This window comes from Arthrobacter antioxidans, assembly GCF_023100725.1.
GTDB classification, from domain to species: Bacteria; Actinomycetota; Actinomycetes; order Actinomycetales; family Micrococcaceae; genus Arthrobacter_D; species Arthrobacter_D antioxidans.
Genome location: NZ_CP095501.1, coordinates 2,809,368 through 2,831,472 on the forward strand (window position 1 = coordinate 2,809,368; position 22,105 = coordinate 2,831,472).

Annotated in this window: 21 protein-coding genes and 1 pseudogene; 15 read left to right on the top strand and 7 right to left on the bottom strand. The window is 67.5% G+C overall.

Annotated features, from left to right (window positions below; genetic code table 11):
• Nucleotides 1-11: 11 nt before the first annotated feature.
• Nucleotides 12-674, bottom strand: coding sequence for an HAD family hydrolase (locus MWM45_RS12915; RefSeq protein ID WP_247826798.1), 663 nt, complete (start codon nt 672-674; stop codon nt 12-14).
• A gap of 147 nt (nt 675-821) precedes the next feature.
• Between MWM45_RS12915 and MWM45_RS12920 the strand changes: the two genes are divergently transcribed.
• Nucleotides 822-1,580 (top strand): phosphotransferase, encoded by a 759-nt coding sequence (locus MWM45_RS12920; protein ID WP_247826799.1) that lies wholly within the window; start codon nt 822-824, stop codon nt 1,578-1,580.
• Between the two features lie 186 nt (nt 1,581-1,766).
• Nucleotides 1,767-2,009, top strand: a complete 243-nt coding sequence (locus MWM45_RS12925) for a hypothetical protein (protein WP_247826800.1) — start codon at nt 1,767-1,769, stop codon at nt 2,007-2,009.
• 396 nt (nt 2,010-2,405) lie between these two features.
• On the opposite strand, the gene MWM45_RS12930 is transcribed toward MWM45_RS12925, so the two are convergent.
• Nucleotides 2,406-2,699 carry a DUF503 domain-containing protein gene (locus MWM45_RS12930; protein WP_247826801.1) on the bottom strand — a complete coding sequence of 98 codons (294 nt, stop codon included), beginning with the start codon at nt 2,697-2,699 and terminating at the stop codon, nt 2,406-2,408.
• 33 nt (nt 2,700-2,732) lie between these two features.
• A complete protein-coding gene (locus MWM45_RS12935; RefSeq protein WP_247826802.1) occupies nt 2,733-3,749 on the bottom strand; it encodes a LacI family DNA-binding transcriptional regulator in 1,017 nt (338 codons plus the stop codon).
• Between the two features lie 178 nt (nt 3,750-3,927).
• Here MWM45_RS12935 and MWM45_RS12940 point away from each other — a divergent pair, with 178 nt between their 5' ends.
• From MWM45_RS12940 to MWM45_RS12955, 4 genes are all read left to right on the top strand, one after another.
• A complete protein-coding gene (locus tag MWM45_RS12940) occupies nt 3,928-4,332 on the top strand; it encodes a hypothetical protein (RefSeq protein WP_247826803.1) in 405 nt (134 codons plus the stop codon).
• A 12-nt stretch (nt 4,333-4,344) separates the two neighbouring features.
• Nucleotides 4,345-4,878, top strand: a complete 534-nt coding sequence (gene ybaK / locus MWM45_RS12945) for a Cys-tRNA(Pro) deacylase (RefSeq protein WP_247826804.1) — start codon at nt 4,345-4,347, stop codon at nt 4,876-4,878.
• Between the two features lie 75 nt (nt 4,879-4,953).
• Entirely contained in the window at nt 4,954-5,376 is a 423-nt protein-coding gene (locus MWM45_RS12950; protein ID WP_247826805.1) for a GNAT family N-acetyltransferase, read from the top strand.
• Entirely contained in the window at nt 5,373-6,014 is a 642-nt protein-coding gene (locus tag MWM45_RS12955) for a GNAT family N-acetyltransferase (RefSeq protein ID WP_247826806.1), read from the top strand. The genes MWM45_RS12950 and MWM45_RS12955 overlap by 4 nt, the downstream gene beginning before the upstream one ends.
• Here MWM45_RS12955 and MWM45_RS12960 read toward each other — a convergent pair.
• Together MWM45_RS12960 and MWM45_RS12965 are read right to left on the bottom strand one after the other, a co-directional pair.
• A complete protein-coding gene (locus MWM45_RS12960; protein WP_247826807.1) occupies nt 5,915-6,751 on the bottom strand; it encodes a PhzF family phenazine biosynthesis protein in 837 nt (278 codons plus the stop codon). The two genes, MWM45_RS12955 and MWM45_RS12960, sit on opposite strands and share 100 nt — an antisense overlap.
• Before the next feature lie 30 nt (nt 6,752-6,781).
• Nucleotides 6,782-8,236 (bottom strand): APC family permease, encoded by a 1,455-nt coding sequence (locus MWM45_RS12965; protein ID WP_247826808.1) that lies wholly within the window; start codon nt 8,234-8,236, stop codon nt 6,782-6,784.
• A gap of 185 nt (nt 8,237-8,421) precedes the next feature.
• Between MWM45_RS12965 and MWM45_RS12970 the strand changes: the two genes are divergently transcribed.
• The 6 genes from MWM45_RS12970 to MWM45_RS12995 all read left to right on the top strand — a co-directional run bounded on the left by MWM45_RS12970 (nt 8,422) and on the right by MWM45_RS12995 (nt 16,514).
• Complete coding sequence (locus MWM45_RS12970) at nt 8,422-8,868, top strand: VOC family protein (protein WP_247826809.1); 447 nt, start codon at nt 8,422-8,424, stop codon at nt 8,866-8,868.
• A gap of 228 nt (nt 8,869-9,096) precedes the next feature.
• Nucleotides 9,097-11,244, top strand: a complete 2,148-nt coding sequence (locus MWM45_RS12975) for a beta-galactosidase (RefSeq protein WP_418909691.1) — start codon at nt 9,097-9,099, stop codon at nt 11,242-11,244.
• Nucleotides 11,222-12,160, top strand: a complete 939-nt coding sequence (locus tag MWM45_RS12980) for a carbohydrate ABC transporter permease (RefSeq protein WP_247826811.1) — start codon at nt 11,222-11,224, stop codon at nt 12,158-12,160. The genes MWM45_RS12975 and MWM45_RS12980 overlap by 23 nt, the downstream gene beginning before the upstream one ends.
• A gap of 95 nt (nt 12,161-12,255) precedes the next feature.
• A complete protein-coding gene (locus MWM45_RS12985; protein ID WP_043441331.1) occupies nt 12,256-13,089 on the top strand; it encodes a carbohydrate ABC transporter permease in 834 nt (277 codons plus the stop codon).
• An 86-nt stretch (nt 13,090-13,175) separates the two neighbouring features.
• The gene (locus MWM45_RS12990) at nt 13,176-14,510 is read left to right on the top strand and encodes an ABC transporter substrate-binding protein (protein ID WP_043440820.1); all 1,335 of its coding nucleotides are present in this window, start codon (nt 13,176-13,178) and stop codon (nt 14,508-14,510) included.
• Between the two features lie 105 nt (nt 14,511-14,615).
• Entirely contained in the window at nt 14,616-16,514 is a 1,899-nt protein-coding gene (locus MWM45_RS12995; protein WP_247826813.1) for an alpha-amylase family protein, read from the top strand.
• A 22-nt stretch (nt 16,515-16,536) separates the two neighbouring features.
• Here MWM45_RS12995 and MWM45_RS13000 read toward each other — a convergent pair whose 3' ends face one another.
• Entirely contained in the window at nt 16,537-17,355 is an 819-nt protein-coding gene (locus MWM45_RS13000) for a shikimate 5-dehydrogenase (protein WP_269076551.1), read from the bottom strand.
• 157 nt (nt 17,356-17,512) lie between these two features.
• On the opposite strand from MWM45_RS13000, the gene MWM45_RS13005 reads away from it, so the two are divergent.
• A complete protein-coding gene (locus MWM45_RS13005) occupies nt 17,513-18,652 on the top strand; it encodes a glutamate--cysteine ligase (RefSeq protein ID WP_247826814.1) in 1,140 nt (379 codons plus the stop codon).
• Between the two features lie 89 nt (nt 18,653-18,741).
• Here MWM45_RS13005 and MWM45_RS13010 read toward each other — a convergent pair.
• Nucleotides 18,742-19,324, bottom strand: a pseudogene (locus MWM45_RS13010) (recombinase family protein); the annotation flags it as partial.
• On the opposite strand from MWM45_RS13010, the gene MWM45_RS13015 reads away from it, so the two are divergent.
• Complete coding sequence (locus MWM45_RS13015) at nt 19,268-20,323, top strand: RelA/SpoT domain-containing protein (protein ID WP_269076552.1); 1,056 nt, start codon at nt 19,268-19,270, stop codon at nt 20,321-20,323. The pseudogene MWM45_RS13010 and the gene MWM45_RS13015 sit on opposite strands and share 57 nt — an antisense overlap.
• 856 nt (nt 20,324-21,179) lie before the next feature.
• The gene (locus MWM45_RS13020) at nt 21,180-22,076 is read left to right on the top strand and encodes a ketopantoate reductase family protein (RefSeq protein ID WP_247826815.1); all 897 of its coding nucleotides are present in this window, start codon (nt 21,180-21,182) and stop codon (nt 22,074-22,076) included.
• Nucleotides 22,077-22,105 lie beyond the last annotated feature (29 nt).

The following is a 22,105-nucleotide window of genomic DNA, read 5'->3' on the forward strand; positions in this document are numbered from 1 at the left end:
TCTCAAGCCGGTCAGCTATGAACCACGGAGCTCACCAGGGACAGCCCGCGCGGGCCGAAGGACGTCAGTGGTGGAAGCAGCAAAGTCGTGATGCCGACCTCCGCTGCTGCTCCGTCATGCGTCGAGCGATCGCCGACCATGAGAGTCCTACCCCGGTCCAACCCTGACCGCCCCAGCGCGAGTTCGAAGATCCTCGGGTCTGGTTTCTGCACGCCGTGCTCGAAGGACAGCACGTAGTCGTCAATGAAGCGCCCTGCCCCTTGCGCGATAAGCAAAGGGCGGATGTCGAAATGGATGTCGCTCAGGACGATGATCCGACATCCGAGGGATGAGAGCTGCGCCAGGACAGGAACTGCGTCCGGGTACATCGGCCGGGATTCAAGGTACTCGTCGAACCGAAGCAACTCTGCTGCAAGGTCCTCATCGAGGCCTACCCGCTGGAAGTGCAACGATTCGGCCGCGTCATAGGCTACCCGGCTCGTATCAGCGCCCACCTGGGCGGCAATGATGTCAGGATCCGACGCACTGCTGTCAAGAGCGGCACAGACCACATCAACCTCGCCAGAGTCAGCACGACCGAGCCTGGCAAATGTGATTGCCACTCGCTCACGCAGCGGCGGGTCGTGGACGAGCGTCCCGCTCCAGTCGAAGATGACAGCATCGAATGTCCCCATGACCGAAACCTACACGGATGGTCGGTCCGCCCCCGCCCATTCCTCCGAGCCTCCCGGTGCACGAGGAAATCGAACGTGGCAGTGGCGGCCCTCACTGCCGGAAGGAGCAGTGAGAAACCGTCTGAGGGCCACGGTTAGCATCGAAGAATGGATGACGAGCAGGAACTCGGGGGCGGCAACGTCAGTGATGGTGTCGTACGCGTCGGGTCGACGGTCCGCAAGCCGTGGACGCCGTCGACGCCTCATGTTCTCGAGTTCATGAAGGCTGTCGGGGACGCCGGCGTCGATGTTCCAGTGGTCTTCGGCCAGGATGAGCACGGCCGGCAGGTCACCGAGTTCATTCCGGGGCGACTGGCCCTCGCCTCGGATCCACTCACGCCTGCTCAGCTCCACCGGGTCGGGGCGATGGTCCGCGCGATCCACGACGCAAGCGAGTCGTTCGTCCCCTCCCCTGACGCGCAATGGACTACAGCTATCCCGTCGCCGGGAAGTGACCTGATCTGCCACAACGACCTCGCACCCTGGAACCTGATCATCGGTGAACGGTGGACCTTCATCGACTGGGACGCCGCCGCACCGAGTACCCGCCTGTGGGACCTCGCCTACGCCGCTCAAGCCTTCACCCTCTCGGACCCCGGTCAGGCCCCAGCGGAAGCCGGTCGACACCTCGCCGCGTTCATCGACGGATACGGCGCGGATGAGTCCCTGCGCGAACAACTACCAGCGGCCATGCACCAGCGCGCCGCGGCGATGTATGACCTCCTGGAGTCCTCTCATGACTCCGGGCTGGAACCGTGGGGCTCGATGTATGTGGACGGTCACGGGGACCACTGGCGCGCCGCGACCCACTATGCGCTCCTGCACCAGGACTCTTGGTCGAAAGCCCTCCACGCAGCAGTCCGCTGAAGCATCCCGAACCGGGGCACGTTTCAACCAGCCTTTCCGCCTGATCTCTGGAGCGCTGGTCTGATACTGCCGAAGCTGACCTTGATGGGCAGCCCGCTGCCTCTGAGTACAGGCGCTCAAGGCTGGAAACGTCAGCTGTTCCTTGTAGCGACTCATCCAGCAGGGTGTGGCCGGTTGAGTCGGGTCATGAGCTCGCGGTTGGTGCCAACTGATTGGTCGTGGATGGACGGAAGCCGTTCAATACCGCAATGGGCGGCAGCGAGTGCCTACGTTCTGATCTTCCTCATCCCACTCGCAGCGGCAATAGCCACCATCGTGATGCTCGCCAAGCGCCGGATCGCGTTCTGGGTACCGCTCCTCGCGATGGTGCTTACGTCCATGATGGTCGGCGTCCTCGATGCATACGGGCAGACACCTGACATCTCGTAAATCTTGTTCCTACGAGGTCGGGACCATCGGGGCTGCTGTAGCTCTCTCATCGCCACCCGCCCTGACTGCGTGACTACGAACTGTAACCCAACGATGCAGCAGACCCAGTGGGTGAAAGGCATGACTCGTTGTAAGGACCGTCGATCACCGAGTCCCGAAGAGGAACAATAAATGGACGAGGGCGCAGACCACCGTGACCGGGACCACCACGACGCACAGAGCGAACATCCACCCTCGCTTGCCCCGTAGTAACGACTCGCCGATCTCCTTCGGATGAGTGACAAACCACCCCACTCCAATCATGGACAGCACGAGACTCGGCAGCCCCAGGATGAACGTTCCGAAATAGATGAGAGCCACTGCCGGGTGGTAAGCCACGGGTTATGGATCTTCCTGCTAGTCCTCGCTGGTGAGGAGCCGCCGCCGGGCGCTCAGGAGCTCGATCTCGGGCCTCGCCGCGACGTACCGCTCCACCCGGTCCAGGACGTCCACCACATGCCGGCGGTCGGCGCCGACGAGGCCGGCCCCGACGACGGCGCGGCGGTGCAGGTCCTGGTGGCCCACCTCGGCGACGGACAGCTCGAACTTGCGCCGGAGGTCCGCCACGAGCGGGCGCACCACCGAGCGCTTGCCCTTCAGCGAATGCACGTCGCCGAGCAGGACGTCGAACTCGATGAAGCCGATCCACATGAGCGTCCTCCTCGTCGTGCCCTCCCGGGCGGGCTAGGCCGAATCGCGCCAGACGACGGTCGTGTCGAGCACCTGCACCGGGCTCGGCAGGCCGCGGATCTGGGCCAGCACCAGTTCCGCCGCCGTGCTGCCCAGCAGGTCGGCCGGCTGCCGGACGGTGGACAGCTGGGGCCTGGTCCTCACGGCCCAACTGCTGTCGTCGAAGCCGACGATCCCGACGTCGTCGGGCACCTTCCGCCCCGACTCCTGGAGGGCTGTCATGGCGCCCGCGGCGACGGCGTCCGAGGCTGCGAAGACGCCGTCGATCCCGGGGCACCGGCGCAGCAGCTCCAGCATGCCCTCGAGCCCTGCGGCGTAGGTGTAGAGCGGGTATTCGACCACCAGGGACGCGTCGAAGCGGTCCCCCATCGCGTCGCGGAACCCCGTGAAGCGGTCGTAGCCGGAATCGCGGTCCATGGCGCTGGCGATCATGCCGATCCTCCGGCGCCCGGTGTCCATGAGGCGTTGCGTGATCGCGCGGGCCGCGGCGGCGTTGTCGATCGCGACGTACGGCAGGTCCGGCGTGCCGGGCGGGTGGCCGACGAAGGCGGCCGGCACGCCGATGTCGCGCACCGCGGAGGCGATGGGGTCGGAGGCCCGGGCGGAGACGATGACCGCCCCGTCCACGAGGCCGCCCCTGAGGTAGTCCGCGACCCTGCGGCTGTCCCGGTCGGAGTCGATGATGAGGGTGACGAGCTGGTAGTCCGCCTTCGAGAGCACGGCGTTCGCCCCGAGGAGGATGGAGCCGATGTTGGGGTCCTCGAACAGGAGCGAATGCGGCTCGTGGATGATCAGGGCGATGGCCCGGGACTCCTGGGTGACGAGGTTCCTCGCCGCGGAGTTGCGGACGTAGCCCACCCGCGCGATCGCCTCCTCGACGGCGATGCGCGCTTCGTCGGACACGTACCGTTCGCCGTTGACGACCCGGGACACGGTCCCTCGCGACAGCCCTGCCGCGGTGGCGACGTCGTTGATGGTCGCCCGGCGAGAACGGGTGCGGATCGGGGGCATACGTGTACTGTAGCCGAGCGTTCACGGGCTGTTTCCGTGGAGGGCAGCGCCGACAGAGTACTGTGGAGGAAGTTGTCTAGAAGAAGGCGGCTGTTCCTCCGGCTCTTCTTCTCATTGCCTCGGCCGCCATGCCCGGCACCCTGCAGCAGAGCACCATTCCCGATCGGGGCGTGCAGCAATGACCCACCAGGAAGCCCTCCTCCCATCACCTCCCGCGGCCGGATCCCTGATCCGTCCCCCGCGCCGTTCCCCCCTGGCGCAGCACCTCGAGCACTTCCTCCAGGCCACCACCACCGTCACCACCGACGGAGCGCTGGTCTCCCTCGACGAGCTCGAGGGCGTCTACGTGTACTGGTGCTCCCTGAACGGCCAGGACCCCGCCGCCACGGAGGAGGTGGTCTCCGCCCTCGAGCAGCAGGGCGTGGAACCCGTGACGCGTGACGGCGTGGATTACGTCGAAGGGCTTGTCCTGACCGGCGGCCTCGTGATCGACTTCATCCTCGCGTGCGAGTTCACGGGCACCTGGGGCGATCCGTCGGCCTACGGACCCGCGACGGCACTGGACACCGGGACGGCCTCCTAGCACGCACGGGCCATGACAGGCAGGAGTGATGTGGGCAGGAAGATCACGGGACCCCGCAGTACGCCCGCCCTCGCCGCCCTCACGGAAGCAGCCGTCCCCTTCACGGCGCACCCGTACAGCCACGAGGAGGGCGTCTCCTCCTACGGACTCGAGGCCGTCGCAGCACTCGGCGTCGACCCGGAGCGGGTCTTCAAGACCCTGATGGCGAGCGTCGACGGGATGCTGGTCGCCGCCGTCGTCCCCGTCAGCGGGTCACTGGACCTCAAGGCCCTGGCTTCGGCGCTCGGCCGGCGGAAGGCCGCGATGGCCGATCCGGACGCCGCCCGGCGACGGACGGGCTACGTCCTCGGCGGGATCTCCCCCATCGGCCAGCGGCAGGCATCCCCCGTGGTCGTCGACCGGTCCGCACTCGACCACCCCACCGTCTTCGTGTCCGGCGGGCAGCGGGGCCTGGACGTCGAACTGGCCCCGGCGGACCTCGTGGCCGTGACGCACGCCCTGATCGCGCGGATCGCGGGCACCCGACGTCGCTCCGCGGACCCGTGAGACCCTCGCCGGAGCGCGCAAGCAGCGCTGCCTGGTTCCTGCTGCCGGGGCGGGCCGCAGGGGTACGGTGGACCGGTGAGGATCACCGCGGATGAGACCCCTGGCCTGGACCGGGCGCTCGCGCTCTACGATGCCGTGGGGTGGACGGCCTACACGCGTGATCCCGACCGGCTCGCGCGGAGCCTCGCAGGGTCCCATTCGGTGGTGACGGCGTGGGACGACGACGGCGGACTGGTGGGGCTGGCGCGCACCGTCTCCGACGGGGAATCGATCTGCTACATCCAGGACGTCCTCGTGCATCCCGCGTCCCGGCGCCGCGGGGTGGCCCGTGCCCTCATGGAGGAGATCCAGGGACGCTACGCCCACTGCATGTTCCTGGCCCTGACCACGGACGCCGACGGCACGGAGGACGCGGAGCGCTCGCACCCCCTCTACCGTGCCCTGGGCTTCCAGCCGCATGACGACCTCCGCCTGGCCGCGTTCGGCTACCGGCCGTGAGCGGGCCGGAGCGTCCGCTGCTGCCCGGCTGGCCCGAGATCCCGCCGGCGTCCGGCGGCGTGGTCCTGCGGCAGATCGAGGACCGGGACGCCGGCATGGTCCGGGACCTCGCGACCGATCCCTACGTGCCCCTCATCGGCACGCTCCCTCCGCTGGCCGGCACGGAGGAAGCCCTCGCCTACATCGCCCGCCAGCATGAGCGGCACCCGGAGGGAGCGGGCTTCTCCTTCGCGATCGCCGACGCCCGCACGGACGAGGCCCTGGGCGTCATCGGCCTGTGGCTGCGCGACTACGCCCTCGGGCGCGGCCAGGCCGGGTACGCCGTCGCCCCCGCCGCTCGCGGTCGCGGGGTCGCGACCGATGCCCTGCGGGCGCTGACGTCGTTCGCGTGGACCCTGCCGGGCCTGTACCGCGTGGAACTGCACATCGAGCCGTGGAACGCGGCGTCCATCGGCGCCGCCCGCCGTGCCGGCTTCACCTACGAGGGGCTCCTCGGCAGTTACCTGGAGATCGGCGGCGAGCGCCGCGACCTCGCCTCCTACGCGGTGATCCGCACCGCACCGCCGGAGACCGTCAGGCCCCCGGCCTCGGGGATGCCGACGGTGATCACGGACGGCCGCCCGACGTCCGCGCCCTGATGCACCGTGAGCGTGGCCGGTGGGACGAGCTCACCCCGCGCCCGCAGATAGGCGCCGAGGGATGCCGCGGCCGACCCGGTGGCGGGATCCTCGCGCACACCGCCCGGCGGGAACGGGTTGCGGGCCTCGAAGACGTCCGGGCCGATCCGGTGCACGACGGCGACCGTCGCGCCCCAGCCCTGGGCGGCCATGAGGGTCTTGAGTCCGTCGTAGTCGTAGTCGAGGGCACGCAGGACTCCCGCGTCACGGACGGGCACGATGGGGTGGATGTTGCCGGCGAAGGACAGCAGGACGGGCAGGTCGGCCGACAGGTCCTCCTCGGCGAGCCGGAGATACCGCAGCAGGTCGGCCCTGCAGCCCCCGTCGATCCCCTCGACCCACGGGTCGACCGTCTCGAGGGAGGCGACGAGGCGGTCGTTCACGCGGTCCGTGGTGAGCGCGAGCACTCCCACGGGCGTCGAGAGGGCCAGCGTCCCGGGCCCCTCGCGTTCGGCGAGCGCGACGCCCGTGGCGATCGTCGCGTGGCCGCAGAAGGGGATCTCCGCCTCGGGGGCGAAGTAGCGGACCGTGGCACGGCCCGGCAGACGGTCGGAGAGGAAGGCGCTCTCCGCGTATCCGAGGTCGGCGGCGATGGCCTGCATCTCGTTTGCCGTCAGGCCGTCGGCGTCGAGCACCACGCCGGCGGGGTTCCCGCCGTCGGGCCGGTCGGTGAACGCTGCGTAGCGGAGGATCTCCATGCAGGCGATGCTAGCGCGGCTGCGGGACGCTCACCCGTCGATCGCCGCCGGGTCCCCCGTCGGGGTGTCGGCCCTCCGGTTGATCAGCCAGGTGACGAACCAGAGCACGACGCCGATCACCATGAGGCCCCCGGCGATCTGGTACTGGATGATGTCGCGCCCCACCCAGGGCCCGGCGAGGAAGAGGCACAGGACCGCGGCCGCGGCGGGCAGCGGGCCCGGGGAGGTGAAGAACACCTTCCGGTTCACATCCCGCTTGCGGCGGAGCACCAGGCACGCGATGTTCACCACGGCGAAGACGCACAGGAGCAGGAACGCGGTGGTCCCGGAGAGATTGGCCACGATGTTGCCGTCCGGGTCGCTGGTCACGTAGAGGATCAGGGCGAGCGCCAGGACCGTCGAGAACAGGATGCCGGCCCACGGTGTGCAGCGCACGGGGAGCACCTTGCCGAGCGATCGGGGAAGGACCCCCTGCCGTGCCATCCCGTAGATCAGGCGGCTGGCCATCAGCATGTTGATCAGGGCGGTGTTCGCGACGGCGAAGACCGCGAGGAAGGGGAAGATCTGGTCGATGGGGAAGTCGGGGGACCCCTTGTGGACCACCTCGAGCAGCGCGGCACCCTCCGCTTCCCGGATGCCTTCCAGCTCGGTGGGACTCAGCACCGTGACCACCGAGACGGCCACCAGCATGTAGAAGAGGACCGCGATCCCGAGGCCCGTGAGCATGGTCCGGGGGAAGATGCGCTCCGGGTTCTGCGTCTCCTCCACCATGTTGACGGAGTCCTCGAAGCCCACCATCGCGAAGAAGGCGATGGAGGTGGCGGCCGTGACGGCCAGGAACAGGCCCTTGTCCTGGTAGTCGGTGAAGACGAAGACCTGGCCCACGTTGCCGGTGCCCTGCGCCATGGCGAAGAAGCCCACGCCGATCACGATGCACAGCGCGGCGACCTCGATGAGCGTCAGGACCACGTTGAACTTGACGCTCTCCCCCACACCGCGGAGGTTGATCAGGGCGAGCAGGATCATGAATCCCAGGGCGACGGCGGTGAGCACCCCCTGCCCCGGCGTCTCCATCCAGCCGTTGACCACGAAGCCGCCGAACAGGTTCTGCGCCAGCACGTTGGCGGACGTGGCGGCGCTGGTGACGCCGGAGCAGACGACGGCGAAGGCCACCAGGAAGGTGACGAAGTGGATGCCGAACGCCTTGTGGGTGTACAGGGCAGCGCCTGCCGCCTGGGGGTACTGCGTCACGAGCTCGAGGTAGGAGAACGCCGTCATGGTCGCGACGATGAAGGCGAGGAGGAACGGGAGCCACACCAGCCCGCCGACCGTCCCGGCCATGGTCCCGGTGACCGCGTACACCCCGGCTCCCAGGATGTCGCCCACGATGAACAGGAGAAGCAGCTTCGGCCCGAGGACCCGCTTGAGCTCGGGTTCCTCCCGGGTGGCGGATGCTTCGGACACATGCTCTGAAGAAGTACTCATGGACGGCCTCCCCGTAGTTTTCCACCTCACTGTCGACCTGTTCAGCCTGCTTCGCAAGGGGTGGACAGGAATGCGTCGGGCACCGATGATTTCCCGGAGAACTTCGCGTCCAAGGAGTACAAGGGCTCGCAGGAGCCGCTGGATCACGCACTCGATCACCACCGCACACGAACAGGAGAACGGCCATGGCCACGAACGTCTTCATCAACCTCCCCGTCAGCGACCTCGCGAGGTCCAAGGAGTTCTACACGAGCTTCGGCTGGACGCTGGACCCGAACTTCTCCAACGAGGACGCCGGAGCGGTGGCCATCAGCGACGCCATCTTCCTGATGATCCTCACGCACCAGCACTGGGCGCAGTTCACGGACAAGCCCGTCGCGGACGCCAACGCCACCTCCGCGGTCATCAACGCGATCAGCGTCGACGCGCCGGAGGAGGTCGACACCCTCGTCGAGCGGGCCGTCGCCGCCGGAGCCACCGAGAACAAGCCCCAGGAGCTCGGCTTCATGCGCTCACGCTCCTTCTCCGACCCTGACGGCCACGCATGGGAAGTGATGTGGATGGACCCCATCGCACAATCCGGCGACTGGGAGGCCGTCCAGGCCAAGTACGGCGACCAGCAACTCGCCTGAGCCCCCGGCACCTCGCTCGCCAGGGTCATCGGTGCCGTCGTTCCCGGTTTTCGCCTACCCGCGTGCGGGTCGCACCACGACATGCCGCTCACCGCGCACCGCCGGGCGGAAACACGGGTACGACGGCGCCCGGCCCACCTGCGGCATATCCTCCGGCGTTGACACGGAATGTGACGATCATTACTCTGGGAACGTTCACAGATTCTCGATGGAGAGCATGGCCCCCAGATGTGGGAGCGTTCACAGACTGCGCCCGCGGCCTCTCCTGCGGCACCTGCCCGGGAATCGGCACCGCAGCATCGAGGAGCAGGTTTGGCACACGCAACCACCGTCGCAGGACTGTCCGGGAACGGGCAGCTCGTCTACGGATGTGATTACAACCCCGAGCAGTGGGATGCATCCGTCTGGGTGGAGGACGTCCGCCTGATGAAGGAGGCCGGCGTCAACCTCGTGGCCGTCAACATCTTCGGCTGGGCGGAGCTGGAACCGGAGCCGGGCGTCTTCCGCTTCGAGAACCTCGACGCCGTCATGGACCTCCTCGCCGAGCACGGCATCGGGGTGAACCTGGGCACCGGCACGTCGTCGACCCCTGCCTGGCTCACCACCGCGCACCCGGAGCTCCTCCCCCGCGCCGCCGACGGCACGGCCCGCTGGCCGGGCGGCCGCCAGGCGTTCTGCCCCAGCTCCCCCGTCTACCGCGAGCACGCCCTCGCGTTGGTCCAGCAGGTCGCCGCCCGCTACGGCAGCCACCCGGCGCTGCGCCTGTGGCATGTCTCCAACGAGCTCGGCTGCCACAACTCCCTGTGCTACTGCGATGTCTCGGCCGACGCCTTCCGCGGGTGGCTCCGTACGCGCTACCAGAGCCTCGACGCCCTCAACGCCGCATGGGGCACCGCGTTCTGGAGCCAGCGGTACTCGGGCTGGGAGCAGATCCTGCCCCCGCGGCTCACGCTCTCGGCGACCAACCCCACGCAGACCCTCGACTTCAACCGCTTCAGCTCGGACGAGCTCCTCGCGCACTACTCGGCCGAGGAAGCCGTGCTGCGGGCCCACAGCGCAGCTCCCGTCACCACCAACTTCATGGTCGCCGCGCACATCCGCAACCAGGACTACTGGACCTGGGCACCCTCCATGGACGTCATCGCCAACGACCATTACGTGGATCACCGCCTCGCCGCCCCGCTCACCGAACTCGCCTTCACCGCGGACACCACCCGCGGGCTCGCGCAGGGCCGGCCGTGGCTGCTCATGGAGCACTCCACCGGCGCCGTGAACTGGCAGCCCCGCAACATCGCCAAGGGCCCGGGCGAGATGATCCGCACCTCGCTGACCCACCTCGCCCGCGGTGCGGACGGCCTGTGCTTCTTCCAGTGGCGCGCGTCGCTGCAGGGCAGCGAGAAGTTCCACTCCGCGATGGTGCCCCACGCCGGGACGGACTCGCAGGTCTGGCGTGACGTCGTCGAACTCGGCTCCTCGCTGGTCAAGCTGCGCGAACTCGCCGGCACCACCGTGCATGCGGACGTCGCACTCGTCTTCAGCTGGGAGGCGTGGTGGGCCCACGACCAGGAGTCGCACCCGTCCGGCGACGTCCGCTACATCGAGCAGGTGCACGCCGCCTACAAGGCCCTGTGGGACGCCGGCATCACGGTCGACGTCGTGGCGCCCGGCGCGGACCTCTCCGCCTACCGCCTCGTGGTGGTCCCGAACCTGTACCTGATCCGCGACGAGCACGCCGCGACCCTCAGCGACTTCGTGGCCGGCGGCGGATCCGCCGTCGTCACGTTCTTCAGCGGGATCGTCGACGAGAACGAGAGGGTGCGCCCCGGCGGTTACCCCGGAGCGTTCCGGGAGCTGCTCGGCCTCCGGTCCGAGGAGTTCTTCCCGCTCGACCCGGCCCACCCGCTCACCCTGGACAACGGCTCACCCGCGTCCCTCTGGTCCGAGGCCGTCCGCCTCACCACGGCCGAGGCCGTGCTGAGCTATGCGACCGGCCACCACGCCGGCGGCCCCGCCGTCACACGCAACCGGTTCGGAGCGGGCGCTGCCTGGTATGTCAGCACGGTGCTCGACGGCGGTGTCCTCCGCGACCTGCTCCTGCGGGCCGCCGTCGCCGCCGGAGTCACCGTCCCCGAGGTGCAGTCCGGCCTCGAGACGGTCACCCGTCGCGGCAACGGACACGAGTACCTCTTCCTCATCAACCACGGCACCGAGGACCGCAAGCACCGGGTCACCGGCCTGGAACTGCTGACCGCGGAGGCCGTGGCCGATGCCGTCGTCGTTCCCGCGGGCGCAGTGCGCGTTGTCCGCACCACCCCAGTAATCCCCACCGACGGCTCCGCCCCGGGCCGAAAGGATGCAGGAAATGACCGTCATTAGCACTCCGGCCGAGTCGCCGAAGGCGCGCCCGGCCGCGCGGAAGAACCGCTCCTCGGGAGCGCAACGCCGCGCCGTGGCCATGTTCATCGCCCCGTTCGCGGTGCTCTTCATCGCCTTCTACGCCATCCCGATCGTCTATGCGGTCATCCAGTCGCTGCTCACCGTCGAGCGGGAGGGCACGTTCGGCAGGCCCCAGCAGGTCTTCGGCGGCCTCGTGCAGTACGAACAGGTCTTCCAGAACACCGCCTTCTGGCAGTCCGTGGGCCGGGTCCTGCTGTTCGGCGCCGTGCAGGTACCCATCATGCTGGGCCTCGCCCTGCTGTTCGCACTGCTGTTGGACTCGCCGCTGCTCCGGGGCAAGAAGTTCTTCCGCCTCGCGTTCTTCGCGCCCTACGCCGTCCCCGGCGTGATCGCGGCCATCATGTGGGGCTTCCTGTACTCGCCGTCGCTCTCGCCGTTCGGCCCCGTGACCTCGACCATCGACTTCCTGGGTGCCGACCTCGTGCTGTGGGCCATCGCGAACATCGTGACGTGGGTCTACGTGGGCTACAACATGCTCATCATCTACGCGTCCCTGCTCGCGATCCCCCACGAGATCTACGAGGCGGCACGGCTCGACGGCGCCAGCAACATCCAGATCGCCTGGCGCATCAAGATCCCCCTGGTGGTCCCCGCGATCATCCTCACGGCGGTCTTCTCGATCATCGGTACGCTGCAGCTGCTGGCCGAACCGCAGACCCTGCGCAGCTTCAGTTCCGCGATCAGCAGCACGTACACCCCGAACCTCGCGGTCTACACCACGGCGTCCATCCCCAACTACAACCTGGCCGCCGCCTTCTCGGTGGTCCTGGCGCTCGCCACGTTCATCCTCTCCTTCGTCTTCCTGAAGGCCACCCAGCGGAAGGTATCCCAGTGATGGCAGCCCCAGCCACCGCCCCCAAGCGCCCGCGCGGCGGGAGCACGACGGCGCGCACCGCCGAGGACCGCGGACGCGGCCCCCGCCAGAGCATCATGTCCCGCAGTGCGGCGATGCTCATCATGGGTGTCTTCACCCTCTACTTCCTGACCCCCATCTGGTGGCTGCTCACCACCTCGACGAAGACCGGCGGGGAGATCACCTCCACGGCGCCGCTCTGGTTCACCGCGAACTCGCTCGGCACCTTCTTCGACAACCTCGGCCGGCTCTTCACCTACGGGGATGGCCTCTTCGGCCGGTGGCTGCTGAACTCCGCCCTCTACGCCGGCGTCGGCGCCCTGATCGGGACGATCATCGCGGCCATGTGCGGCTATGCCCTCGCGAAGTACGAGTTCCGGGGCCGCGAGGCGATCTTCAACGTCGTGCTCAGCGGCGTGCTGGTCCCCGCCACCGCCCTGGCCCTCCCCCTGTTCCTGATCTTCAGCCGGGTGGAGCTCACCAACACCATGCTGGCCGTCTTCCTGCCGAGCCTCGTCAGCCCCTTCGGCGTGTACCTGGCGCGGATCTACGCGGCCGCGAGTGTCCCCAACGAGCTGCTCGAGGCCGCACGCCTCGACGGCTCCGGGGAGATACGGACGTTCTTCAGCCTGTCCACGCGCCTGATGGCACCGGCCCTGGTGACCATCTTCCTGTTCCAGTTCGTCGCGATCTGGAACAACTTCTTCCTGCCGCTGATCATGCTGCGTGACCAGGCGCTCTTCCCCGTGACCCTGGGACTGTACGCCTGGAACAGCCAGATCAGCCAGATCCCCGAGCTGCGGTCCCTCGTGATCGTCGGGGCGCTGGTCTCGATCGTCCCGCTGATCATCGCCTTCCTCGCCCTCCAGCGGTTCTGGAGCAGCGGCCTCGGCGCCGGCAGCGTCAAGTAACCACCCCTCATCCTCCCCACCAGCACCACGGGTGCCGGGGCGTCCGCCCCCGCACCGCACTGCTCAATCAACCGATAGGAAAGACAATGCGCGCGCATTACGGAAAAGTCACCGCGGCCTTTGCCATGATCTCTGCGCTGGCTCTCTCCGGCTGCTCAGCCGGCGGAGACAGCTCTGAAGCAGGCGCCGAGGCGGGCGCCTGCGAGGCCTCCGACGGGCCCGTGACCCTGCAGTTCACCACCTGGGTTCCCGGCATGGACAAGGTCGTCGAGCTGTGGAACGCGGACAACCCCGACATCCAGGTCGAGGTGCAGACCGGACCCAACGGCAACTCGGGCACGTACCAGAACTTCTTCAACCAGATCCAGGCCGGCAACGCGCCGGACCTCGGCCAGATCGAGTACGACGCCCTGCCGAACTTCCGCGTGCAGGACGGCCTGGAGAACCTCGCCGGCTGCGAGGGCGTCGCCGACGCGCAGGACCAGTTCGTGGACTGGACCTGGGGCCAGGTGACCTTCGGCGAGGAGGACGCCGTCTACGCGATCCCGCAGGACAGCGGCCCCATGGCCATGTACTACCGCGCCGACCTCTTCGAGCAGGCCGGCATCGAGGTGCCCACCACCTGGGAGGAGTACGCCGCGGCCGCCGAGCAGATCAAGGCCGAGGGCTCCTACATCACCAACTTCCCGAAGTCGGACGTGAACTGGTTCGCCGGGATGGTCTGGCAGAACGGCGGCCAGTGGTTCGCGAACGACGGCGAGAGCTGGGACGTCAACCTGACCAGCCCCGAGTCCGAGGAGGTCGCCACCTACTGGCAGGACCTGCTGTCCAAGGACCTCGTCTCCACCCTGCCGTCCTTCTCGGACGAATGGAACGCCTCCTTCAACGAGGGCGACCAGTGGACCTGGGTCTCCGCGGTCTGGGGTGCGACGACGCTCTCGACCGGCGCCCCCGACACGGCCGGCAAGTGGGCCGTCGCCCCGATGCCGCAGTGGGAGGACGGCGGCGAGACCGCCGGTAACTGGGGCGGCTCCTCGACGGCCGTGCTGAAGGGCTCCGAGCACCCGGCCGAGGCCGCGCAGTTCGCGCTCTGGCTGAACACGGACCCCGAAGCGCTGGCCCTGGCCAACGAGCTGGGCGGCCTGTACCCGGCAGCGAAGTCCGCAGCCGACCTCGAGTCCTTCGCCGGCGGCGTCGAGTACTACGGCGGACAGAAGATCTACGAGGTCTTCTCCGAGGCTTCCGCCCAGGTGAACCCCGACTTCACGTGGGGCCCCACCATGACGCAGACCTACACGGACGTCTCCGACGGATTCGGTGCTGCCATCGGCGGCTCCGGCACCCTGATGGAGGCCCTCGAGAACGGGCAGCAGAAGACCATCGACTCCCTCACGTCGCAGTCCATCCCCGTCTCGGAGTAATCCCCGGCGGTTCCCGCCACAGTGACCACGAAGCGCCGCGTCCCGGAAGGGGCGCGGCGCTTCGCGCATCCCGCGCCGCCCCTCGCGCTGGAATAGGCTGGCTGGATGGATTCCGCGCACACCCTGCCCCAGGACCGCATCCGGGCAGAGCTCCGCTCGGCCCGCCGTCCCACGACGTCGGACGCCGACTGGCAGTCCTTCCAGACCCGCTTCGACACGGAGTTCCCCCGCCTGCAGGCGCTGTTCCACCGCATCTACGGTCCCGGGGCGGACGGCGAACTCCTGCAGGTGGCGCTCGACGCCGCAACCTCCTGGCAGGACCGGCCGGCCGACCTCAAGGCCCTCGATGCCTCCCGTGCCATGGCCCCGGACTGGTTCCAGTCGCACCGGATGCTCGGCGGTGTCTGCTACGTGGACCTCTATGCCGGGGACCTCGCCGGCCTCCGCGCGCGGATCCCCTACTTCCGAGAACTCGGCCTCACGTACCTGCATCTCATGCCCCTGTTCCGGGCTCCCGAGGAGAACTCCGACGGCGGGTACGCGGTCTCGAGCTACCGCGACGTGGACCCGGGCCTCGGCACCATGGACGACCTCGCCGACCTCGCCCGGGAGTTGCGCGAGGACGGGATAGCCCTCGTGGTCGACTTCATCTTCAACCACACCTCGAACGAGCACGAGTGGGCGCGCAAGGCCGTCGCCGGCGATCCTGAGTACGCGGACTTCTACCTCATCTACCCCGACCGGCAGATGCCGGACGCCTATGAGCGGACCGTCCGGGAGATCTTCCCCGACGACCACCCGGGCTCGTTCGTGCAGCTCGAGGACGGCCGCTGGGTGTGGACCACCTTCCACTCCTTCCAGTGGGACCTCAACTACCGCAACCCGAAGGTCTTCCGGGCCATGGCCGGCGAGATGCTCTACCTCGCCAACCAGGGGGTGGACATCATCCGGATGGACGCCGTCGCCTTCATCTGGAAGCAGCTCGGCACCGCCTGCGAGAGCCTGCCCGAGGCGCACCTGCTGCTGCAGGCCTTCAACGCGGTGTGCCGCCTCGCGGCCCCCTCGTTGCTGTTCAAGTCGGAGGCGATCGTGCACCCGGACGAGGTGGTGCAGTACATCGACCGCGGCGAATGCCAGCTCAGCTACAACCCGCTGCAGATGGCGCTCATCTGGAACTCACTGGCCACGCGGGAGGTCTCGCTGCTCGCCCAGGCCCTCGAACGCCGACACGACATCCCGGAGGGCACGGCCTGGGTCAACTACGTGCGCAGCCACGACGACATCGGCTGGACGTTCTCCGACGAGGACGCCGCGGAGCTCGGCATCGACGGCCACGACCACCGCCGGTTCCTCAACGCCTTCTACGTCGACCGCTTCCCCGGCAGCTTCGCACGCGGCGTGCCCTTCCAGGACAACCCCCGCACCGGGGACTGCAGGATCTCCGGCACCACGGCGTCCCTCGCCGGGCTGGAGGCGCACGACGACGCCGCCGTGGCGCGGGTCCTCCTCGCCCATTCGATCGTCCTCAGCACCGGCGGCATCCCGCTGCTCTATCTCGGTGACGAGGTGGGCCAGCTCAACGACTACTCCTACCTCGACGATCCGGCGAAGGCCGAGGACAGCCGCTGGGTGGGCCGCCCCGCCTACCCGGCGGACCGCTACGCCGCACGGACGGACCCGACGACGGACGCCGGCGCGGTCTTCGCCGGACTGCAGCGGCTGCTCACGGTGCGTCGGCAGGCACCGGAGTTCTCGGGCGGCCGGCTCGTGCCGTTCCACACGGACAACCCGCATGTCCTCGGCTACCAGCGGCCCGGCCTGCTCGACGGCGAGGAGTCCACCGTCGTCGTGTTCGCGAACTTCGCGGAGACCCCGCAGGACATCAGCGCACTGACGCTCTCGGGCCTGCCGGCTGGCGCCCTGGAACTGATCAGCGCCCGATCCGAGCTCCTGCAGGCGGGCATCACCCTCGAGCCGCTCGGGATCCGGTGGTACCGGCTCTAGCCTCTGCGCTCCCCGCCGGTCCTCAGGCCTGCCGGCGCGAGAACTCCCCCGCCGCCCGGACCTGCTCCGGGGTGGGCCGGATCCCCGTGTAGAGCACGAACTGCTCCTCGGCCTGCAGCGCGACGACCTCCGCCCCCGTGATGACCGGCCGGCCCGCCGCGCGGGCGGCGAGGATCAGCGGCGTCTCCGAGGGAGAGGCGACGACGTCGAACACCACCTGCGCGGCGTCGATCGCCGCCTGCGGGAAGGCGAGGGCGTCGGCGTCGGGGCCGGTCATGCCCAGCGGGGTCACGTTGAGGAGCAGATCCGCCGTCGACTCCCCCACCTCCGGCTGCCAGCCGAAGCCGTACAGGTCCGCGAGCGCCCGGCCTGTGCGCTCGTTGCGGGCGACGACGGTGACCTGCGTGAAGCCGGAGTCCCTCAGCGCGGCGACGACGGCCTTCGCCATGCCGCCGGATCCCCGCACGAGGACCGAGTGCGTCACCGGCACGGCGTGCTCGCGCAGGAGCCGCTCGATCGCGAGGTAGTCCGTGTTGTAGGCGGTGAGGACGCCGTCGTCGTTCACGATGGTGTTGACGGAGTCGATGGCCTGCGCGGACGGGTCGAGGTGGTCCACGAGGGCTATGACATCCTCCTTGAACGGCATCGAGACGGCGCACCCGCGGATGCCGAGGCCGCGCAGGCCGGCGATGGCCGACGGCAGGTCCGTGGTGGTGAACGCCTTGTAGATGTAGTTCAGCCCCAGCTCCTCGTAGAGGTAGTTGTGGAAGCGCGTGCCGATGTTGCTGGGCCGCGCGGCCAGGGAGATGCAGAGCGTCATGTCTTTGTTCAGGATGGGCACCTCCCCATCATCCCAGCAGCACCCCGTCCGCGGGCCCCGAACCGCCGCCCTCCGACCACCGGCAAGGCACTAATATTGGGACGAGTCCCTCCCGCGACGGCGCGTTGCCGAGGCACCATGTCACCCTCCTCGTCCGCACCGCCCCAGGAGCAAGCCCTTGAAGATCGACTTCGCGCAGTCCGCCCAGTCCACACTCGGCGTCGAGTGGGAGCTGGCCCTCGTGGACCGCTACAACGGGGAACTCGTCTCCGTGGCGGGTGAGGTACTGCGGGGGGTCAGCACGAACCACCCCGAGCTGCAGGACGACGACGAGCACCCGCACATCAAGCAGGAGCTGCTCCTCAACACGGTGGAGCTCGTGACGGGCATCTGCACCTCGGTCGGTGAGGCCAAGGCGGATCTGGCCCGCTCCCTCTCCGCCGTCCGCGAGGTCACCGATCCCATGGGTGTGGAACTGTTCTGCGCGGGCTCGCACCCCTTCAGCGCCCCGAAGGCCCAGCAGGTCACGGACCGGGAGCGGTACGCGAAGCTGATCGACCGCACGCAGTGGTGGGGCCGGCAGATGGTCATCTACGGGGTGCACGTGCATGTGGGGCTCGATTCGCGCGACAAGGCGCTGCCGGTGGTGGACGGCCTGACGAACTACTTCCCGCACTTCCAGGCGCTCTCGGCGTCGTCACCGTTCTGGGGCGGCGAGGACACCGGGTACGCCTCCCAGCGGTCCCTCATGTTCCAGCAGCTGCCCACCGCGGGCCTGCCGTTCCACTTCGACGACTGGGCGGCCTACGAGTCCTACGTCCAGGACATGTTCACCACCGGGGTGATCGACTCCGTCAGCGAGATCCGGTGGGACATCCGGCCGGTCGGGAACCTCGGCACGGTGGAGATGCGCGTGTGCGACGGCCTCTCGACCCTGCAGGACGTCGGTGCGGTCGCCGCCCTCACCCAGTGCCTGGTGCAGGAGTTCTCCGAGACCCTCGACGCCGGCGGGAGCATCCCCACCATGCCGCCGTGGCATATCCAGGAGAACAAGTGGCGGGCGGCCCGCTACGGCCTCGACGCGATCATCATCCTCGACGCCGCGGGCAACGAGCGGCTCGTCACCGAGCACCTCGTCGACGTCCTGAACCGCCTCGAGCCGATCGCGGCGAAGCTCGGGTGCAGCAGCGAACTCGCGGACGTGGAGGTGATCCTCCAGCGCGGTGCCGGGTACCAGCGCCAGCGCAGGGTGGCGGCGGAGAACGACGGCGACCTCCGCGCCGTCGTCCTCGACATGGTGCAGCAGCTGCGCGAGTAGCGAGGGAACGACGCCGGTATCACCCGGTCGGCGCACCGTATCGGGCGGCCCTCCATCGAAGGGGTTTCAGGCCTCGAGACGATGGCGTGGCGCTGCACGTCGCGATGGACCGTCGTACGGGAGACGCCGAAAAGTCCGGCGAGCTCGGTATGGTCGCCCTTGTAGAGCAGCTCGTGCAGGTGCCGACGCTGTGCGACAGCAAGCCTGGTCGGCTTTCCGCGCACTGTCCCTTCGCTTTCGCTACGGCCATGCCCTCTTTGGTCCTCCTGCGGATGAGGTCTGATACGAACTCGACGACTATTCCGAGGACGTTCAGCAGCAGCCGTCCGATGGGGTCGGTCGGGTTGTGGACGCTGGCACCGAGACTCACGGCCATTCCCTTGCGTGAGTTCGTCAGCGATGTCACGCGCGTCCGTCAGTGATCGTGCCCAGACGATCGAGCTTCGTGACGACGCGCGTATCACCGGCCCTGACCGCTGCCATCGCTTCACGAAGTTCAGGGCCCAGCTCGTCATACGAAAGACCGGCTCGCGCGCACCGAATAAAGGACGTCTCGTCGCCTTGCCCGTAAACCAATTCGTCAATCTCAAGACCGGCAGCCGTTATGGTGGTGGGATGGAGAAAGTCATACCTGGATACTCGCGGAGCGCCGTCGAGCGTGCCAGTAAGCAAATCCGAAAAGGCATAGGTTCCGCCGTGGAGCTAGAGAACGCTCGTGCTGTCCTTAGTGAGTTCCGTAGCGCTCATGCTTTTCCGCTGAATGCGGTCACAGTCACGGTTCGACAGAAGGCCTTGACCATCAATGGCCACGCTGTCATTGCTCAACGACTCAAGCGGCTGCCCACGATCCTCGACAAGCTTAAGCGCCATCCCAGGATGAACGTTGTCACGATGCAAGACCTCGGAGGATGTCGCGTCATTTTTCCCAGCCTCGCGGAGGTTGACCAGCTTGTCCGAGAACTTCGTAACGCTCCTCGAGCGCGAAACCGGATTGTACGTGTTTATGACTATCTCCGCCACGATGAGGAAAATGATCGCTCGGGGCCTAAGCCTTCCGGCTACCGGGGCATGCACCTCACATATGAGTACCGTGCTTCGAAAAAGGAGTACGAAGGGCTTCGTATCGAACTTCAGGTCCGGACGCAATTTCAGCACGCTTGGGCGACTGCGGTAGAGACAATGGATCTCTTCTCCGGAAGCGAGTTGAAGTATTCCAAGGGCGACCTGAGAGTTATCCGCTTTTTCGTTGTCGTGAGCTCGCTGATGGCTGCAGAAGAACACGTTGCGCCCGTACCTGGCGCCGAGGGCTCAACCCGGGAACTGACTAGTGAGATGCGGCAGCTCGAAGATGAGCTTGGAATCGTCAGCCGACTCCGAGGCTACGCGGCGATCGTAAGCAACCATGCTACGAGTGACCGGAGGAATGCACTCACGCTTGAACTGCGACGTTCCGCCGGAAATCTCACGGTAACGGTGCATGAACGTATGGCTGACGCTGAAGCCCGCCTGGCAGATCTTGAGTCGCTGGATGATGACGATCTAGACGTTGTTCTCGTTAATATCGCTCGTATCAGCCAACTGCAAGCGGCGTACCCGAATTATTATGCGGATACATCCATCTTCACTGAGTTCGTGACTGAGCGCCTGAAGGCCTCGGGCCGGACTTCGTAGGCAGGTAGATGGATCGCCATCGAGGAACTTATTGTTCGGTCCACGCAACTCCGAGTTGCTCGATTCGGATAGGGCTTGCATCAGTGGATCCCACCGATGGGCAGTGCACGCAGACCACAACCAATCGAGTCCAGCCCCGCCCGGGGCGCTTTCACCTCTGGCTGGCTGATGACAGGGCCCCCTTACGGGTATCCATCAGCGGGCAGCGCCGCGAGGCTGTCGCTAGTGTTTTAGCTACCAGTACGGCATCCGTGCACGTCATAATTGAGACCACCGGACGACTCATCCTTCGTAGTGCCGCAACAGGTGCCGTCGTGGAGCTAATTGCTGGAACAGGCATGTTCGTCATCACGTATGCTCAAGCAGCTCTGGACTCTGCACGATTCGCTGGTTGGAGCGTGAATCCTAGGCAATCGGTAACCTTTGCCTAGGGGGCGTAATCCTTGGGACCGGGTTGGGTTTGGCCGGCGGCTTCGGCGCCCTGCTTTTGTTACGCGTGCGCCCAGCAGTCACAGAGCCGGACAAGACGCACTGAGCAAGTACTGGGGGCTAAGTGCAGGCGCAGCCATTGCAGCATGCACTGTCCTAGCCCTCAACGGTCTTGGCACGGCTCTGTGGGTGTCGAGCTAGGTGGGTGATGGGCTCAGCTCGGTATCGGCAGTCACTGCTGCTTGCCAACCAAGACGCCTCCTCCGACCAACTCCAAGCCAGACCGTTGGAGGATTCGCCTTCGGACCGGCCGCGCCGTCATAGGACATCAGCGACACCGAACGGTCACAGTCAGGACGGTCGCTCACCGTGCAGATCATGGTGAAGTGTTCATCATGTTGTTCGTGATCCGGGAGAAGGAGTTGTCGTGCGGATACTCGTTGTAGGGGCCGGAGCCACAGGAGGTGCCTTCGGGACCCTGCTGCAGGAAGCAGGGCGAGACGTCACCTTTCTCGTCCGTGAACGCAAAGCAGAAGCCTTGCGCCGCGACGGCTTACGATTCGTAACCCCCGATGCCGACCGAACTCACCCGGTGCAGGTCATCACGACCACCGACACGGCGCCCGCCTTCGATCTCGTGCTCATCACGGTCAAGGCAACAGCCTTCTCCTCCGCAGTCATCGACGTCCACCCGTTCATCGACGCGCACGCGCGCATCCTCCCGGTCCTCAACGGCATGGCGCACATCGACCAGCTCCAGGCGGCGTACCCGGGACAGGTACTGGGCGGTCTGGCCCGCATCGTGGCGACCCTCGACGGTGACGTCGTCCACCAGAAGACGTCCATGAGTTCTCTGATGGTGGGCTCCCTGACAGACGCTCCGGTCGCGGACGATGCCCGGGACGCCCTTGACGTCCCGGGCATCGACTTCTCGGTCGCCGATGACGTGGTGGGCGCGCTGTGGGACAAATGGGCGTTCATCGCCGCTGCCAGCGTCATCAACTGCCTGTTCCACGCTCCCGTGGGCCGCATCCTTGACGCCGGCGGCGAAGGCGCAATACGCGCGGCAATCGACGAACTCGAGGCCGTCGCCGCCCGGTCAGGACACCCCGTGTCGGGTCCGGCGCACCATCAAGCAGTGGCGCTCCTGACCGAACCCGGGTCGTCCTTCACCACATCGCTGTACCGGGACCTCACCGCAGGACTGCCATCAGAGGTCGACCACATCCTCGGTGACTACGCACTTCGGGCCACGGCGTTGCAGCAACCCACTCCGCTCCTCGACCTGACACTCATCGCGATCAGAGCAAACCTCCCGGACTGATCCACGACGGCTCTCGCCCGCACGTCTTT

Bases quoted from the DNA above. Each gene is read 5' to 3' on its own strand.
- MWM45_RS12915 (WP_247826798.1), bottom strand. From the start codon at position 674: ATGGGGACATTCGATGCTGTCATCTTCGACTGGAGCGGGACGCTCGTC.
- MWM45_RS12920 (WP_247826799.1), top strand. From the start codon at position 822: ATGGATGACGAGCAGGAACTCGGGGGCGGCAACGTCAGTGATGGTGTC.
- MWM45_RS12925 (WP_247826800.1), top strand. From the start codon at position 1,767: ATGAGCTCGCGGTTGGTGCCAACTGATTGGTCGTGGATGGACGGAAGC.
- MWM45_RS12930 (WP_247826801.1), bottom strand. From the start codon at position 2,699: ATGTGGATCGGCTTCATCGAGTTCGACGTCCTGCTCGGCGACGTGCAT.
- MWM45_RS12935 (WP_247826802.1), bottom strand. From the start codon at position 3,749: ATGCCCCCGATCCGCACCCGTTCTCGCCGGGCGACCATCAACGACGTC.
- MWM45_RS12940 (WP_247826803.1), top strand. From the start codon at position 3,928: ATGACCCACCAGGAAGCCCTCCTCCCATCACCTCCCGCGGCCGGATCC.
- ybaK (WP_247826804.1), top strand. From the start codon at position 4,345: ATGACAGGCAGGAGTGATGTGGGCAGGAAGATCACGGGACCCCGCAGT.
- MWM45_RS12960 (WP_247826807.1), bottom strand. From the start codon at position 6,751: ATGGAGATCCTCCGCTACGCAGCGTTCACCGACCGGCCCGACGGCGGG.
- MWM45_RS12965 (WP_247826808.1), bottom strand. From the start codon at position 8,236: ATGAGTACTTCTTCAGAGCATGTGTCCGAAGCATCCGCCACCCGGGAG.
- MWM45_RS12970 (WP_247826809.1), top strand. From the start codon at position 8,422: ATGGCCACGAACGTCTTCATCAACCTCCCCGTCAGCGACCTCGCGAGG.
- MWM45_RS12975 (WP_418909691.1), top strand. From the start codon at position 9,097: ATGTGGGAGCGTTCACAGACTGCGCCCGCGGCCTCTCCTGCGGCACCT.
- MWM45_RS12980 (WP_247826811.1), top strand. From the start codon at position 11,222: ATGCAGGAAATGACCGTCATTAGCACTCCGGCCGAGTCGCCGAAGGCG.
- MWM45_RS12985 (WP_043441331.1), top strand. From the start codon at position 12,256: ATGTCCCGCAGTGCGGCGATGCTCATCATGGGTGTCTTCACCCTCTAC.
- MWM45_RS12990 (WP_043440820.1), top strand. From the start codon at position 13,176: ATGCGCGCGCATTACGGAAAAGTCACCGCGGCCTTTGCCATGATCTCT.
- MWM45_RS12995 (WP_247826813.1), top strand. From the start codon at position 14,616: ATGGATTCCGCGCACACCCTGCCCCAGGACCGCATCCGGGCAGAGCTC.
- MWM45_RS13015 (WP_269076552.1), top strand. From the start codon at position 19,268: ATGGAGAAAGTCATACCTGGATACTCGCGGAGCGCCGTCGAGCGTGCC.